Source organism: Streptomyces sp. NPDC042346, assembly GCF_055581845.1.
In genome coordinates, this window is sequence record NZ_JBVJEH010000002.1 from 227,639 (window position 1) to 242,298 (window position 14,660).

The window sequence follows — 14,660 nt, forward strand, 5'->3', positions numbered from 1 at the left end:
GTCCTCGAAAGTCGTCGGTCGCGAAGACCTTCGGAGCGGTTCAGCCGCGCGGCTCCTCGGAGCCGGCCCGGACGACGGCGACGGGGCACTCGGCGTGGTGCAGCAGCGCCTGGCTGACGGAGCCCAGGAGCAGTCCCGCGAAGCCGCCCCGGCCCCGTGCTCCCGTCACCAGGAGCTGGGCGTCGGCGCTCTGCTCCAGCAGGACGGGACGGGTCCTGCCGCGGACGAGGCGCCGCTCGACGGACACCTCCGGCCACCTGGCCGTCGCCCCCGCGAGCGCCTGCGCGAGGACGCGTTCCTCCTCGCCGCGGATCTCCTCCGTCCCGTGGAAGAGCGGGGTCGGATCGGCCGGTCCCGAGGACGGTTTCCACACGTGCACCGCTCGTAGCTCCGCGCCGCGGGCCGCCGCCTCGGCGAAGGCGAAGTCGACGGCCGCGTCCGCGTCACGGGAACCGTCGACGGCGAGCAGCACGGGCCCGCTCGGCTTCTCACGGCCCCGGACGACGAGCACGGGGCAGTCGGCGTGGGCCGCGAGGTGGACGGCGACCGAGCCGAGGACCAGGCCGGTGAAGGCCCCGGTGCCGCGGCTGCCGACGACCACCAGGTCGGCGGAGGCGGACCGGGCGGCCAGGATCGTGAGCGGTTCGCCCGTGACGATCTCCCCGGTGACCTCGATGCCGGGTGCGCACCCGCGCGCGTGCGCGACGGCGCTGTCCACGATCTCCTGGGCCTGCTGCCGCAGACCGCCGTCGGGCGGCCCGTACGGCGACGGGCCGAGGGAGACCTTGAGCAGCGGCCAGATGAAGGCGTGGACGACGGTCAGTCGCGTGCCCCGCGCGCGTGCCTCGTGGGCGGCGGTCTCCACGGCGCGCAGCGCCGAGTCGGAGCCGTCCGTCCCGACCAGCACGGAACCCCGGTCCTGGGCACCACGAACGCCCTCGGCACCCCGACCGCCCTCGGCCGCGCGTCCGTCCTCGGCGTCCCGTCCGCCCGTGCCCTGCTCCTTCTCGGCCCGTCCCACCACGTGTCCTCCGCCTTCCCGTCCTCCGGCCGGCGCGCGAGCGCACCCTTTCACCGGTCAGGTGCCCGGCGGCCGGGGTGTCACCCGGGACGGAAGTCCCCGGTGACACCGCGGAAGGTCCCGTCAGGCGGCGAGGAAGGCCTCGACGGCCTCGGCGAGGGCCTGCGGGGTCTCCTCGGGGGCGTAGTGGCCGGCGTCCTTGAGGACTTCGAGGCGCGCGTTCGGGTACCAGCGCAGCCAGGTCGCCTCCATCGTCTCCGAGCCGAGCGCCGGGTCGTGGGCGCCGACGACGAGGAGGACGGGAGTGGGGTTGTCGCGGACGCGCTCGTGGAAGTCGGGACCGGACCAGGAGTCCAGATAGGCGCGGAAGGCCGTCGCCGATGAGCGGCTGACGGAGCGGTCGACGAGGGCCTTCAGCCAGGCGTCGTCGTACCGGCCGCCGGTGGTGTTGTCGATGATCGCGCGCCGGTTCGCCGGGGAGTCGGCGGCCCCGGCGAAGAGCTCCCAGGTCTCCCCGTCGAGCGGGAATCCCGCGGCGGAGACGGGTGAGACGCCGATGAGGGAGCGGACGCGGCCGGGCGCGTCGAGCAGCATCAGCTGTGCGGCCTTGCCGCCCATCGAGTGCCCGATGACGGAGAACGAGTCCCAGCCGAGGTCGTCGGCGACGGCGAGGGCGTCGGCGGCGACCTCCTCCATCGTGTAGGCGCCCTCGATGTCACGGGCCTCGCCGTAGCCCCGGCAGTCGACGAAGGCGTACGTGCCGACGGCGGGGTCGAGATGGTCGCGCAGCGGGGCGAAGCTGGTCCGGTCGCCGAACCAGTTGTGCAGCACGAGGGCCCGTGCGGGCCCTTCGCCTTGAACGTCGTACGGAAGAACCCGGCCCGTCATCGTGCCCCCTGGCAGCGAGGTGGTGGCGCCGCGCGTCTGCGGCGGCGATGGTCGACGACCGAGTGTGACGGTGCGGACGCGTGCGGTCAACAAGGCCGGGCGGCGCACACGAGGCTCGGGGGTGTCACGCACGGGGTCCGGGATGCGGGGTCTTTCGCCGCGGGCGCATCCTGGCTGTGTGACCTCGCACGGCACGTCCGGCCCCGGCCCGGCGGCGGACGGTTCCGGGCGCCCTTCCGGGACCGGGGCCGACGGGACCTCTTCCGGCGCGCTGACGCGGGCGCTCGCGGAGGCGGCGCTCCGGGCGGTCGAGGCGGTCGGCGGGTACGCGGGCGGGGTGTACCTGCGGTCGGAGACCCCGGGCCTGCTGCGGCTCGCGGTGCTGGTGGGCCTCCCGGGACCGTTGTTCCGCCCGTGGTGGCGGATGCATGTGAACCGGCCGTTCCCGGTGGCGGAGGTCCACCGCTCGGGGCAGGCCGTCCATCTGGCCGACGTCGAGGACGCGATGCGGCGGTTCCCGCAGCTGGTGGCGAGCCTGCCGTTCCCCTTCGCCTCGCTGTACACGCCCGTGATCGCGGGCCGCGAGCGGTTCGGGGTGCTCGTGGCGCTGCGGGCGCCGAGGCCGGGCGAGGCCGTGAGCGCGCGCGACCGGGGGCGGATGGCCGGCGACGCCCGCCGGCTCGGCGAGACGCTGGCCGGCCTGGCGGCGCACGGGACCGCGGTCGAGTGGACCGGTGACCCGGTGTGCGTGCAGCTGTCGTCGGGTTCCGCGCCTCCCGTGCGCTTCGGTTCCTTCGACTGGGACCTGGACTCGGGCACGGTCACGATGGACGGCGGGCTGCGGGAGATCCTCGGGACGGGGGCGGTCTCGCCCTGCTCGATCGAGGTGCTCACCTCCCGGCTGGATCCGGAGGACGCGTACGCGCTGTGGGCGGCGGCGTTGCAGGCGACGGGAGAGGACGGACGGCCGACGGTGCGCAGGATCCGGCTGAGGGGTCCGGACGGCGGACTGCACCTCTTGGAGGTGTCGGCCAGGGCCCGGCAGAACACGCCGGAACGGCCCGGTGACCCGCGTACCGGCGGCCGGCTCGCGGGCACGCTCGTCGACCTCGGGACGGGTCTCGTCGGCTCGGACGCCACGGACCGGCTGCCGCGGGCGATCCTGGCGATCGACCGGCTGGGCCGGATCACGTACCTCAACGAACGGACGGAGCGGCTCCTCGGCCGGCCGCGCGGCGCACTCGCGGGGCGGCCCTTGTGGGAGGCGCTGCCCTGGTTCGGGCTCCCCTTCCACGAGGACCAGCTCCGGGCCGCGCTGCTCTCCGACGAGACGGTGCGCTTCCTGGCCCGTCCGGAGCGGGGACGGTGGCTCACCGTCTCCCTGCATCCGGGACGGGACGGCGTGACCATGGTGCTCATCCCGGAGGAGGAGCCCACGGGCCTCGCCCAGGCCGGAGCACAGGCCGGAGGGCAGGTCGAAGCACCGGCCGGAGCACAGGAACGAACCCCGGAAGGAGCACCGCACGCGCCGCCGGTCGTCGGGGCGCCGACCGGCCCGACGGGGGCGCGCCGTCCCGACCGGGCGGACGACGACGGTCTCGGGGGCGGCGGTGACCGGGCAGCGGCCCTGTACCGGCCGGTGGCGCTGGCGATCGCCCTCTCGGAGGCCGTGACGGCCCGCCAGGTGTCGGCCGTGGTGACGGAGGAGTTGCTGCCGGCCTTCGGCGGGCGGCAGCTGGCGATCTATCTGCTGAGCGACCGCCGCCTGTATCTGGCCTGGGAGACGGGCTTTCCGCCGGGCTTCCTGGAACCCTTCGACGGGGTCACGCTGGACTCCCACGTGCCGGGTGTGGAGACCCTGACGACGGGCCGACCGCTCTTCTTCGAGTCGATGGACCAGCTGAGGCTGGCGTACCCGAGTCTCCCGCTCGACACCCACACGGGGGCCCGCGCCTTCCTGCCGCTGATCGCCTCGGGGCGGCCGGTGGGCTCCTGCATCCTCGGCTTCGACCGCCCCCGCACGTTCAGCCCGGAGGAGCGGACCGTGCTCACCGCCCTGGCGGGCCTGATCGCACAGGCCCTGTCACGGGCGCAGCGTTACGACACGGAGTCGGCGGTCGCGCGGGGGCTCCAGGACGCGCTGCTGCCGCACCGGCTGCCCGTGCGGGCCGGGGTGGACACCGTCGGCCGCTACCTGCCGGGCACCGAGGGCATGGACGTGGGCGGCGACTGGTACGACGTGATCGAGACGGCGCATGACCGGCTGGCGCTCGTGATCGGCGACGTCCAGGGGCACGGGGTGGCGGCCGCGGCCACGATGGGTCAGCTGCGCAGCGCCGTACGGGCTTTCGCGCTGGGCGGCCATCGGCCGCAGGACGTCATGCGGGGCACGAACCGGCTCCTGATCGACCTGGATCCCGGCCAGTTCGCGAGCTGCTGCTACGTGCTGCTCGACCCGGGGACGGGAGAGGTGCGGGCGGTGCGGGCCGGGCATCCGCAGCCGCTGCTGCTGCACCCGGACGGGACGTCGCAGCTGGTGGAGCTGGCGGGCGGGGTGGTGCTGGGGGTCGACGACCGTGCCTCGTACCCCGTGACGCGGCTGCGGCTCGCGCCCGGCGCCGTCCTCGCGCTGTTCACGGACGGGCTGGTCGAGCGGCCCGGCACGGACATCGACGAGGGGATCGAGAGCCTGCGGCAGGCGCTCGCGGCGACGGGTTCGATGGCGCTCCCGGAGGCGGCGGACCGGCTGATCCGGGAGGCCCGGCAGGCCACGGCCAGGCCGGACGACATCGCTCTGCTGCTCGCGGCCCGCTGGCCGGAGAGCCGATGAGCAGGACGTCCCGGCCGAGGAGCGGGACGCCCTGGCCGAGGAGCAGCACGTCCCCGGCCGTCACCCGGTCGGGCCCGTGGCGCTGGTCGGTCGGCCCATGCCCGGGGAGGCTGAGGGTGCCCGTGCCGGATCAGGCCGGACGAGCCGAGACGCTCACGTCGGGCGGACGAGTCAGGGCGCAAGCCCGAGGAGGACACGTGCAGCAGGACAAGCAGCCCGAGTACGGACCCGTGGTCTTCCGGGACCGGTCGGCCGGGTACGCCTTTCTGACCCGGTCCACCGCGACCAGCGAGCGGACCATCGCGTGGGACGACGGCAACACGTACCCGGTGATCGACGTGGAGATCTCCTCCGAGAGCCACCCCTTCTTCACCGGAAAGGCGCGGACCGTGGACTCCGAGGGCCGGATCGCGCAGTTCGAGCGCCGCTTCGGCGAGGAGGGCCGGGCGAGCTGATCGGCCGCTGAGGAATCCGATGTGGCGCTGCCGGTGGTGGACCCGGCGGACATCGCGGAGGTCGCCGCTGCGGCGCTGCGCGATCCGGCGCACGCGCGGCGTACGTACGTCCTGACGGGTCCTGTCGCGGTGTCGCCGCGCGAGCAGGCGCGGGCTCTCGCCGGGGCCGTGGGCGAACCGGTGGAGTTCGTGGCGCAGAGCGCGGCGGAGGCGCGGTCGCACCTGGTGCGGTTCCTGAGCGGAACGCGTTCGCCTTCGCCTGAGGCGAAGCGGCCCCGTGCTCGGGGCCGGCTGCCGCGTCGGCCGGGGCGGGGAGCCGTGCGTCCTGTGGACGGTGCTCCCCTGCCCCGCCGTGCGGGCGAGCGAGGGCCACGGGCCCTCGGCTCATGCTCCGCGGAGGCTACCGATCAGTGCTTCTGATCCCAGTGCTGCTGATCCGGCCTCGGGTCAAGAGCCTGGTCAGACCTTGACGACGCCGGACTCGGCGACCTTGATGGTGGCCTTGGTGGCGCCGGAGGAGGAGCCGAGGCCCTCGATCTTCTTGACCAGGTCCTGGCCCTCGACGACCTCGCCGAAGACGACGTGCTTGCCGTCGAGCCAGTCGGTGACGATCGTGGTGATGAAGAACTGCGAGCCGTTGGTGTTCTTGCCGGCGTTCGCCATCGAGAGCAGGTACGGGCGGTCGTGCTTCAGCTGGAAGTTCTCGTCGGCGAACTTCTCGCCGTAAATGCTCTTGCCGCCGGTGCCGTTGCCCCGGGTGAAGTCACCGCCCTGGAGCATGAAGCTCGGGATGACGCGGTGGAACGGGGAGCCGGCGTAGCCGAAGCCGTGCTCGCCGGTGCAGAGCTCGCGGAAGTTCTTCGCCGTCTTCGGGACGACGTCGTCGAACAGCTTGAAGACGATCCGGCCGGCCGGCTCGTCGTTGATGGTGATGTCGAAGTAAACGTTGTCGCTCATGGGGACATCCTGTCATTACTCGCGCACGGCGCGCGCACGGGCCACCCCCTCCCGTGTCGCGGCGCGCCGGTGCCCCGCGCCACCCGTGGGGGCGCGGGGCGCCGGACGGCGCGGACAGGCCCCTGGGTCAGAGCAGTCCGCCGGCCTTCGGCGTCTGGAGGGCGGACCCGGCTCCCTGGACGGTCTCCACTGTCTGGGTGACGGTCTCGGCTCCCTGGTCCTCCTGGAGGAGGCCGGTGGCACCGCCGAGGGGGTTCTCCGCGGCGCTGGCGTGCGGCGGCGGGGTGATGAGGGCCGTGACGACGCCTGCGGCGAGGGAGGCGATGGCGAGCATGCTGCGCTTCTTCATGCCCTGGTCAACTACTGAGGCGCCGAGGGGTTACGCCCGACTTCGGACCCAGACGAGGAGCACCACGGACGCGACGGCCGCGAGCGCGCACCAGGTGGAGACGAACTCCGCGCTCCACAGCAGCGCGCAGACGACCGCTCCGGCCCCCGTCAGGAGCCCCAGCAGGCGCAGGATCCGGTCGCGGGCGAGGAGCAGCGCGCCGACCGTGGCGAGGAGATAGCCGGTGATGAGCAGGGCCGCGTACGGCAGGTCGACGACGTAGCCGAGGGTGTGGCCGCGGATCTCGGCGGTGACCGGGCGGGTCGCGAGGCGGTACGCGAGGACGGCGGTGGTCGCGAGGCCCGCGGCGAGCGGCACGGACAGGCGCCGGCGGTCGACGGGGCGCGCCGCGGTCAGGACGCCGACCGGGACCCAGACGGGCAGGAGGGGCAGCGCGATAACGGCCCAGGCGAGGGTCGCGGGGCCCGCTCCCCCGCCGGAGCGCCAGACGGCGGCCTCCACGACCTGGTGGGCGCCGAGGAGCAGGGGCAGGGCGGCGAGGGGCGCGTCCCCGGCACGGCGTACGGAGGCGACCGAGGCCAGGCCGACGGCCGTGATCCCGAGGCCCGCCCAGAGGTCGGCCGTCGCGCTCCAGCACATAACGCACTTTTACCGCATATATGGCGGAACCGTATGGTTGTGGTGGATGTCTCTGCCAGTGACACCACTTGTCCCCGGAGCAGGAGAAATTGGGGGACGTCATGCATCACCGTCACACTCTCGCGGCCGTCGCCGCAGGGATCCTTCTGACCGCCGGGATCGGCGCCACGATCCCGGCAGGCGCTTCCGGCGCCCCGTCCCGCACCTCGACACCACCGACCACGGCCCAGGTCGTCAACGCCCGTTGGGGCGGACACACCGGCTTCGACCGGATCGTCATCGACATACGGGGCGGCGTGCCCCCGGTCACCGTGCGGCAGGCGAGCGCGCTGCACTACGACGGCTCGGGGCAGCGGGTCCCCCTCGCCGGTACGTACTTCCTGCAGATCACGCTCTCCCCCGCCGCTGCCCACGACGACAGCGGGCGGAACGTCTACCAGGGGCCGCGGCTCCTGAAGATCCATCTGCCCGCGCTCAAGGGGCTCGCGCTCACGGGCGACTTCGAGGGGGTGGTCACGGTCGGGGCCGCCTTCGACACCAAGCCCGCCTACAAGACCTTCACGCTGCACTCCCCGGAGCGCCTCGTGATCGACGTCGCCCACCCGGTCGGCTGCCGGGCCTGAGACGTCACGACGGACGGACCGGCACGGGTGGGGCCGCCCGGGCGGACGGCCCCACCCCCTGGTCAGTCCGCGGCGGTGCCGGTCTCCACGTACACCGTCGATCCGGTCCTGCGGGCCCGGTCGATCTCGGCGAGGCGGGCGAACTCGCACGGCGTCATCTCGCGCTCCCACTCCTCAAGGGAGCGCACGCTGTACTCGCTGTGCTCGTCGGGGTCCAGGACGACCGCGGCGATCTGCTCGTCCGTCAGCGTGCCGCCGTCGAAGATGAAGCCGATGTGGTTGGCCGGCCACTCCTCGCCCCGGTCGGTCGTGAAATGGGTACCGAGGAGCCGCGGCTCCCCGGTGAAGTCGAGGCCGGTCTCCTCGTGGCACTCGCGCACGGCCGTCTGCCAAGGGGTCTCCCCCGGGTCCATGTTCCCGCCGGGCCACTGCCAGAGCTCGGCGCGGTAGGAGGCGCGGAGCTGGAACGGGCGGCCGCCCGTGTCGGTGAAGTACAGGCAGGCGTACGCGGTCGCTCTCGGCAGGGTCGCGACGTACTCGACGGGCGGCAGCCAGATGTTCGCCATGGGCGGCTCTCTTTCGACGGGCCGATGGGATTCCTCCATCCAATCGGCCCGGGAGCCGCCGCCCCGCCCGTGGCGGGGAGATCACCGGATCGTGTGATCACCGGGGCAGGCGAGCCGGGTCGGGCGATCCTGGTCGGGCGGGCCGGCTCAGGCCACGGAGACGAGGCCCGCCTCGTACGCGATGATCACCAGCTGCACGCGGTCACGGGCGTCGAGTTTGGAGAGGAGGCGCGTGACGTACGTCTTCGCGGTGGCGATGCTGATGTGGAGCGCGGCGGCGATCTCGGTGTTGGAGAGGCCGCTGCCGACGAGGGTGAGCACCTCGCGTTCGCGGTCCGTGATGCCCTCGGTGCCGCGACGGGGTGCGGCGGCAGGCCGGTGCGGGCGCCCGGTGAACTCCTTGATGAGCCGGCGGGTGACGCCGGGCGCGATGAGGGCGTCGCCGGCGGCGACGATCCTGACGGCGGCGAGGATGTCGTCCAGGGCCATGTCCTTGACGAGGAAGCCGGAGGCCCCGGCGTGCAGCGCCCCGTAGACGTGGTCGTCGTCGTCGAAGGTGGTGAGGACGACGACCCGGGCGCCGGTGGGGCCCGAGGTGACGAGGCGGGTCGCCTCGATGCCGTCGGTACCGGGCATGCGCAGGTCCATCACGACGACGTCGGCGCCGGTCTCCTCGACGAGGCGGACGGCCTCCGCGCCGTTCGCCGCCTCGCCGACCACGACGAGGTCGGCGGTGTCCGTCATGACCATCCGGAGCGCGGTGCGGACGAGGGGCTGGTCGTCCGCGAGGACGACACGGACGGGGCCGACGACGTCGGCGGGCTGCTCGGCGGCGGACTGCTTGACGACGGGCTGCTCGGCGGCGGACCGAGTGCCGGGGTTCTGCTCGACGGTGGACTCGCTCATCGGGCGGTGGCTCCTGTGGGGAGGGGAAGGCGGGCGGTGACGCGGTAGCCGCCGCCGGGGCGGGGGCCGGCGGCGAACTCTCCGTGCAGCAGGGCGACGCGCTCGCGCATGCCCGCGAGGCCGTAGCCGGAGCCTCCGCCGGGGCGTTCGCGCTCCCTGCCGGGAGCAGGGCCGCGGTCCTCGACGGTGACGGCGACGGCCTCGGGGTCCCGGTGGTCGACGGTCACCGTGCAGGTGTCGGCGCCGGAGTGGCGCACGACGTTGGTGACGGACTCCTGGACGAGACGGAACGCGGAGAGGTCGATGTCCGGGGGCAGGGGGCGCGGGGCGCCGACCCGCCGGACCGCGATGCGGACCCCGGCGGCCCCCGTGACCTCGGCGAGCCGGTCGAGCGCGGCGAGGCCGGGCATCTCGGGGAGGGCGCGCGGCCGGGCCGGTCCGGGCGGCTCGGCGGCACGGCCGCCCTCGGTCCCGGTGCCGGTCCCGACGCCGGTCCCGGGCGCGGTTTCGCCGTGCGCCGCCGTCCTCGTCCCCGCCCCCGTCCCCGTAACCGTCCCCGTAACCGTCGCCGTCTCCACCGCCGTCCCCGTTGCCGTCGCCGTCTCCACCGCCGTCTCCGTACGGAACGCCTCCTCCGTACGGTCGGCGAAGGTCGCGTCGGCCTGGTCCGCGGTGCGCAGGGCGCCGAGCATGCGGCGCAGTCCCGCCAGGGTCTCGCGGCTCGCCGTCTCGATCTCCGCGAGGGCCTGCCGGGCGCCCTCGGGCTGCGTGTCGATGACACGCCGGGCCGCACCCGCCTGGAGGGCCACGATGCCGATGCTGTGCGCGACCGTGTCGTGCATCTCGCGGGCGATGCGGAGCCGTTCGGCGGTGACGGCCTGCTCGGCGACCTGGGCGCGGCTCTGCTCGGCGTACTCCCGGGCCTGCGCCTCGGAGCGGCCGAGGAGCCAGGCCACGAGGGCGGTGAGGCCCACGGCAAGACCGCTCGTGGTGCCGGCGCTCCAGCCGGAGAGCAGCCGCACCGCCAGGTACACGACGATCAGGCCGAGGGCGAGCAGGAGTGCCCGCCAGGCCTCGCGGCGGGGGCGGGCCGCGGCGATGGCGTAGAGGGCGACGTCGACCGCGAGGTACTGGGCGAAGGGGATGGCGGTGACACCGAGGGGGGTGGAGGCGATGACCGAGGCGACGAGGAGGTAGTGCAGGGCGGCGGTCGGGCGACGGGCGAGAAGGGCGCTGCCGCGCAGGGTGAGGAGCGTGGCGACGGCCAGCATGAGGAGGCCGTCCCACCGCAGGATCACGAAGCCGGGCAGGACGTCCGGCCCCTCCTGGCCGGGCACGCTGATCCGGAGGAGGGCGGTGAAGACGATGCCCGCGGCCCAGGCGACGGCGGCCCACCCACCGGGCGTGAGCCTCTTGAAGAAGGGTGCTGACGGGGTGGCGGACATGCGGTGATCGTAGAGGGCCGTCCTCTGCCGGGACATCGGACCGGGGGTGTACACCCCGGGGTGACCGTGCGGCCCGCCGAGTGTCCTTGCTGGTCCGATGCCCCGGAAGGCCTCCGCGCGGCACGGTGGTGCACATGATCGAAGTCAGGCAACTCACCAAACGCTACGGCTCCAAGACCGCTGTCGACTCCCTCACGTTCACCGTCCGGCCGGGCGTCGTGACCGGGTTCCTCGGGCCCAACGGGTCGGGGAAGAGCACGACGCTGCGGATGGTCCTGGGGCTGCACACACCGACGAGCGGCACGGTGACGGTCGACGGGCGGCCCTTCGCGGACCGGCCGCGCGGCCTCCGGCACGTCGGCGCGCTCCTCGACGCCGGTGACGTGCACGACGGGAGGACCGCACGGGCGCACCTGGCGGTCCTCGCGCGGAGCAACCGCATCCCGCTCTCCCGGGTCGACGAGGTGCTCGACGAGGTCGGGCTCGCGGGGGCGGCCCGGCGCCGGGTCGGCGGGTACTCGCTCGGGATGCGGCAGCGGCTCGGGATCGCCGGCGCGCTGCTCGGCGACCCGCCGGTGCTGTTGTTCGACGAGCCGCTCAACGGGCTCGATCCGGAGGGCGTGAAGTGGGTGCGGGGGCTGTTCCGGCGCCTTGCCGCGGAGGGCCGCACGGTCTTCGTCTCCAGCCATCTGATGACGGAGATGGAGCACACGGCGGACGAGCTGGTCGTGATCGGCCGGGGTGAGCTGATCGCGGCGGAGAGTCTGTCGACGTTCGCCGCCCGTGGAGCGCGGCTGAGCGTGACGGTCGGTACGCCGGATCCGTCGGCGCTGACGCCGTTGCTGCTCGCGGAGGGGGCGGAAGTGACGGAGGAGGACGGTCGGCTGACGGTGACGGGGCTGCCCGCGGCGCGGATCGGCGCGCTCGCGCTGGAGAACCGGCTGCTGCTCGACCAGCTGACCACCCGTACCGCCTCTCTGGAGGAGGCGTTCATGGAACTGACCGCCGACAGTGTCGAATACGTGGCAGGAGACGCCCGATGACCGCCCTCGATGTGCGTACGGCTTCCGTGGTGGAGCCGCGTGCCCGTTTCCGTGACCTGGTGGCGTCGGAGTGGCTGAAGCTGTGGTCGCTGCGGTCCACGGGCTGGACGCTGCTGCTGAGCGCGCTGGCCGTGGTCGCCTTCAACGCCGGAACCGCCTGGGACCACTACCGGTACTGGTTCCAGTACGACGCGGAGAGCCAGGCCGCCTTCGTGAAGCAGGGCATGGCGCTGTGGGACGCGTTCACGGGGAACGCGCAGATGGTGCTGATCCTCTGCAGCGCCGCCATGGGGGCGGTGGCGGTGGTCGGCGAGTACGGCAGCGGGCTGATCCGGACGACGTTCGCGGCGGTGCCGGCGCGGAGCTCGGTGACGGGGGCGAAGGTACTGGTCGTGGCGGCCGTGCAGACGCTCTTCGGGGCGGTGGTCGCGGCCGGTTCGTTCTGGTCGACGCAGGCGATCCTGGACGTACGGGGTGCCGGTCTGCCGATCACGCACCCGGGGGCGCTGCGGATCGTCGTCGCGTCCGCGCTGCTCGCGCCGGTCTGCGCGCTGGTCGGGATGGCGCTGGGCGCGCTGCTGCGGCAGAGCGCGATCTCGATCGTCGGCTCGGTGGTGCTGCTCCTGCTGCTGCCGTCGGTGCTCTCCGACCGGCGGCACCTCACGGCTGTGCTGGCCCACGCGACGCCGCTGCACGCGTGGCGGCGGCTGGTGCCGGCGGGGTTCGGCGAGGTCCTGTACCCGTGGACGACCGGTGCGGCATGGCTGGTGTACGCGCTGTGGGCGCTGGGCGCGGCCGTGGTGACCGTGCTCGCGGTGCGCCGCAGGGACCAGTAGCGCCGCACGGGCCGGTCACGCGCCGCCGGTGAGGTCGCGGCCGAGGCGGCGGCGGACGAGGTGCTCGTGGACGAGGCGCCCGGCGAGGGCGCCTCCGTACACGACGAAGCCGACGCCGACGAGCCAGGACTGGAGGACGAGGACGGTGCCGAACTGGCCGTACGTGACCGCGTTGGAGGCGATGAGCGGGGAGAAGACGAGCTGGGAGAAGATCCGCAGCCCGAGCAGTCCCAGCGCGGTGAGGACGGCTCCGGGGGCGAGGGCGCGCCAGCGGATGCGGCCGCAGAGGAGGAAGCGCTGCGACCACCAGAAGAAGAGGAAGGTGCCGACGAGGTCGGCGACGGCGACGGCGAGGGTCGTCGAGGCCGGTGACTCCTCGGGGGCGGGGGTGGCGACGAAGAGGAGCAGGGCGGCGACGAGGACGGCGAGCCAGACGACGTGCCGCCACATGGTGTGCCAGCGGGCGGTGGGGAGGTCCCAGGCCCGCTCGTACCCGGTCTGGACGGCGGATCCGAAGGTGACGCCGAACGCGGCGAGGGCGGCGAGGCCGAAGGCGGTGGTGCGCTGGAGGGCCTGCCCCGGCTGGCCGAAGAGCCGCTCGACCTCCTCCTCGGAGACCTCGGAGACGCCGAGGCCCTGGACCAGCCAGCGGGCGAATCCCTTTCCGCTGGCGAGGTCGGCCGCCGCGACGACGATGAGGAGCGGGACGAGGGTGAGCAGGCTGAGCGCCGCGAAGCCCATGGCGCGGTGCATGAGTTCCATGGCGCGGCCGCGGTTCCAGGCGAGGCCGACCGATGAGGCGAGAAGGCGGGTGTGGAGCCGGTGGAACCAGTGACCCTGCTCGGTGGGGGAAGCGTCGTCCGGCGGGCCGGGAGTGGGGGGCATGGTTCGTGGGGTACCCGTCCGGGGGCCGGGACACCACCGAGGTGAGTCCTAACGGGTGACGCCCCGCTTGGTGGGGGCGGGCCGGGTGGATCGAGTCAGCGGGTGAAGGGGCGTGCTCCGGGGCCGGGGCGGACGGTGACGTCCCGGGCGGCGAGGGTGGCGTGCTCCTCGCCCTCGCACTGGACGACCACGCGGACGGGCGACCCGCAGTCGGTGTGCCGGATGTCGAGCACGGGCCCCTCGGGATCTCCCGCGTAGGCGTCCCCCCACTGCTTCAGGGCGAGGAGTACGGGCCAGAGGTCGACGCCCTTGGGGGTGAGCCGGTACTCGTACCGGGTGCGGGCACCGGGTTCGCGGTAGGGCTCGGCGCGCAGGACGCCGGCCGTGACGAGCTTGCGGAGGCGGTCGGCGAGGACGGCCTCGGAGAGGCCGAGGTGGCGCCGGAACTCGTCGTAGCGTCGGACCCCGTTGAAGGCGTCCCGCAGGATGAGCAGGCTCCACTTCTCGCCGACGAGGTCCAGGGTGCGGCGGACCGAGCAGTTCTCGGTGTCCGTCTCCAGCCACTTCATCGTCACACTCTAGCCACCTGACTGCGTCGTTGACAGTCAACTGGCGCGAGAGCTAGCTTCGCCGTACAGAGTCAGCAGGTGGGCGGGTCGGACAGGCCCTCACGGAGCGGAGTGGTGACAGTGCGGTCACGGACGGTCGAGTGGCAGGACGCGGGGGCGAGCGCCCGGGCCGCGGGGACGATGGCGGGGCTCGACTTCCTGCGCGAGATGGTGGCCGGGCGGCTGCCCGGGCCCCCGATCGCCGCGCTGCTCGGCTTCGGCCTCGAAGAGGTCGAGGAGGGCCGGGCGGTGTTCGCCTTCGAGCCGGGCGAGGAGCACTACAACCCGATCGGGAGCGTGCACGGCGGGGTGTACGCGACCCTGCTCGACTCGGCCGCCGGCTGCGCGGTGCACTCCACGCTCCCCCAGGGCACGGCGTACACCTCGCTCGACCTGTCGACCCGCTTCCTCCGGCCGATCACGATGGACACCGGGAAGGTGCGGGCGATCGGGACCGTCCTGTCGCGGGGGCGCCGCACCGCGCTGGCGGAGGCGGGCCTGTACGACGCGGAGAACCGGCTGCTCGCGCACGCGACCAGCACCTGCATGCTCTTCCCGATGCCCGCGTAGGCACCGCGCAGACGCCGGGTAGGCACCGCGTGGACGCCC

General features: G+C 73.8%; 16 protein-coding genes. 6 read left to right on the top strand and 10 right to left on the bottom strand.

What is annotated here, in order from left to right:
- Window positions 1-40: 40 nt before the first annotated feature.
- On the bottom strand, window positions 41-907 hold the full coding sequence (locus ACZ6K0_RS09665; protein ID WP_469234345.1) for a universal stress protein: 867 nt from the start codon (window positions 905-907) through the stop codon (window positions 41-43).
- Window positions 908-1,144: 237 nt separating this feature from the next.
- A complete protein-coding gene (locus tag ACZ6K0_RS09670; RefSeq protein ID WP_469234062.1) occupies window positions 1,145-1,909 on the bottom strand; it encodes an alpha/beta fold hydrolase in 765 nt (254 codons plus the stop codon).
- 178 nt (window positions 1,910-2,087) lie between these two features.
- Here ACZ6K0_RS09670 and ACZ6K0_RS09675 point away from each other — a divergent pair, with 178 nt between their 5' ends.
- Together ACZ6K0_RS09675 and ACZ6K0_RS09680 are read left to right on the top strand one after the other, a co-directional pair.
- Window positions 2,088-4,739, top strand: coding sequence for a SpoIIE family protein phosphatase (locus ACZ6K0_RS09675; RefSeq protein ID WP_469234060.1), 2,652 nt, complete (start codon window positions 2,088-2,090; stop codon window positions 4,737-4,739).
- Between the two features lie 197 nt (window positions 4,740-4,936).
- Window positions 4,937-5,194: a type B 50S ribosomal protein L31 gene (locus ACZ6K0_RS09680; RefSeq protein ID WP_376406478.1), complete on the top strand. Its 258-nt coding sequence runs from the start codon at window positions 4,937-4,939 to the stop codon at window positions 5,192-5,194.
- Between the two features lie 459 nt (window positions 5,195-5,653).
- Here ACZ6K0_RS09680 and ACZ6K0_RS09685 read toward each other — a convergent pair whose 3' ends face one another.
- The 3 genes from ACZ6K0_RS09685 to ACZ6K0_RS09695 all read right to left on the bottom strand — a co-directional run bounded on the left by ACZ6K0_RS09685 (window position 5,654) and on the right by ACZ6K0_RS09695 (window position 7,139).
- A complete protein-coding gene (locus ACZ6K0_RS09685; RefSeq protein ID WP_376406480.1) occupies window positions 5,654-6,151 on the bottom strand; it encodes a peptidylprolyl isomerase in 498 nt (165 codons plus the stop codon).
- A gap of 127 nt (window positions 6,152-6,278) precedes the next feature.
- On the bottom strand, window positions 6,279-6,500 hold the full coding sequence (locus ACZ6K0_RS09690) for a hypothetical protein (protein WP_376406482.1): 222 nt from the start codon (window positions 6,498-6,500) through the stop codon (window positions 6,279-6,281).
- A 30-nt stretch (window positions 6,501-6,530) separates the two neighbouring features.
- Window positions 6,531-7,139: a DUF6629 family protein gene (locus ACZ6K0_RS09695; RefSeq protein ID WP_376406484.1), complete on the bottom strand. Its 609-nt coding sequence runs from the start codon at window positions 7,137-7,139 to the stop codon at window positions 6,531-6,533.
- 101 nt (window positions 7,140-7,240) lie between these two features.
- Between ACZ6K0_RS09695 and ACZ6K0_RS09700 the strand changes: the two genes are divergently transcribed.
- Window positions 7,241-7,762 (top strand): AMIN-like domain-containing (lipo)protein, encoded by a 522-nt coding sequence (locus ACZ6K0_RS09700; protein ID WP_469234057.1) that lies wholly within the window; start codon window positions 7,241-7,243, stop codon window positions 7,760-7,762.
- A gap of 62 nt (window positions 7,763-7,824) precedes the next feature.
- Here ACZ6K0_RS09700 and ACZ6K0_RS09705 read toward each other — a convergent pair whose 3' ends face one another.
- The 3 genes from ACZ6K0_RS09705 to ACZ6K0_RS09715 all read right to left on the bottom strand — a co-directional run bounded on the left by ACZ6K0_RS09705 (window position 7,825) and on the right by ACZ6K0_RS09715 (window position 10,679).
- Window positions 7,825-8,328, bottom strand: coding sequence for an NUDIX domain-containing protein (locus ACZ6K0_RS09705; RefSeq protein WP_469234055.1), 504 nt, complete (start codon window positions 8,326-8,328; stop codon window positions 7,825-7,827).
- A 147-nt stretch (window positions 8,329-8,475) separates the two neighbouring features.
- The gene (locus ACZ6K0_RS09710; RefSeq protein ID WP_469234053.1) at window positions 8,476-9,234 is read right to left on the bottom strand and encodes a response regulator; all 759 of its coding nucleotides are present in this window, start codon (window positions 9,232-9,234) and stop codon (window positions 8,476-8,478) included.
- On the bottom strand, window positions 9,231-10,679 hold the full coding sequence (locus tag ACZ6K0_RS09715; RefSeq protein WP_469234051.1) for a sensor histidine kinase: 1,449 nt from the start codon (window positions 10,677-10,679) through the stop codon (window positions 9,231-9,233). Before ACZ6K0_RS09715 ends, ACZ6K0_RS09710 begins: the two co-directional genes overlap by 4 nt.
- 134 nt (window positions 10,680-10,813) lie before the next feature.
- Here ACZ6K0_RS09715 and ACZ6K0_RS09720 point away from each other — a divergent pair, with 134 nt between their 5' ends.
- Together ACZ6K0_RS09720 and ACZ6K0_RS09725 are read left to right on the top strand one after the other, a co-directional pair.
- Window positions 10,814-11,722 carry an ABC transporter ATP-binding protein gene (locus ACZ6K0_RS09720; RefSeq protein WP_469234049.1) on the top strand — a complete coding sequence of 303 codons (909 nt, stop codon included), beginning with the start codon at window positions 10,814-10,816 and terminating at the stop codon, window positions 11,720-11,722.
- Window positions 11,719-12,558: an ABC transporter permease gene (locus ACZ6K0_RS09725; protein WP_469234047.1), complete on the top strand. Its 840-nt coding sequence runs from the start codon at window positions 11,719-11,721 to the stop codon at window positions 12,556-12,558. Before ACZ6K0_RS09720 ends, ACZ6K0_RS09725 begins: the two co-directional genes overlap by 4 nt.
- A gap of 15 nt (window positions 12,559-12,573) precedes the next feature.
- Here ACZ6K0_RS09725 and ACZ6K0_RS09730 read toward each other — a convergent pair whose 3' ends face one another.
- Both ACZ6K0_RS09730 and ACZ6K0_RS09735 read right to left on the bottom strand, forming a co-directional pair.
- Window positions 12,574-13,443, bottom strand: a complete 870-nt coding sequence (locus tag ACZ6K0_RS09730; protein ID WP_376406498.1) for a YhjD/YihY/BrkB family envelope integrity protein — start codon at window positions 13,441-13,443, stop codon at window positions 12,574-12,576.
- A 95-nt stretch (window positions 13,444-13,538) separates the two neighbouring features.
- Window positions 13,539-14,012 (bottom strand): winged helix-turn-helix transcriptional regulator, encoded by a 474-nt coding sequence (locus ACZ6K0_RS09735; protein ID WP_376406500.1) that lies wholly within the window; start codon window positions 14,010-14,012, stop codon window positions 13,539-13,541.
- 114 nt (window positions 14,013-14,126) lie between these two features.
- Between ACZ6K0_RS09735 and ACZ6K0_RS09740 the strand changes: the two genes are divergently transcribed.
- Window positions 14,127-14,621: a PaaI family thioesterase gene (locus ACZ6K0_RS09740; RefSeq protein ID WP_469234044.1), complete on the top strand. Its 495-nt coding sequence runs from the start codon at window positions 14,127-14,129 to the stop codon at window positions 14,619-14,621.
- Window positions 14,622-14,660 lie beyond the last annotated feature (39 nt).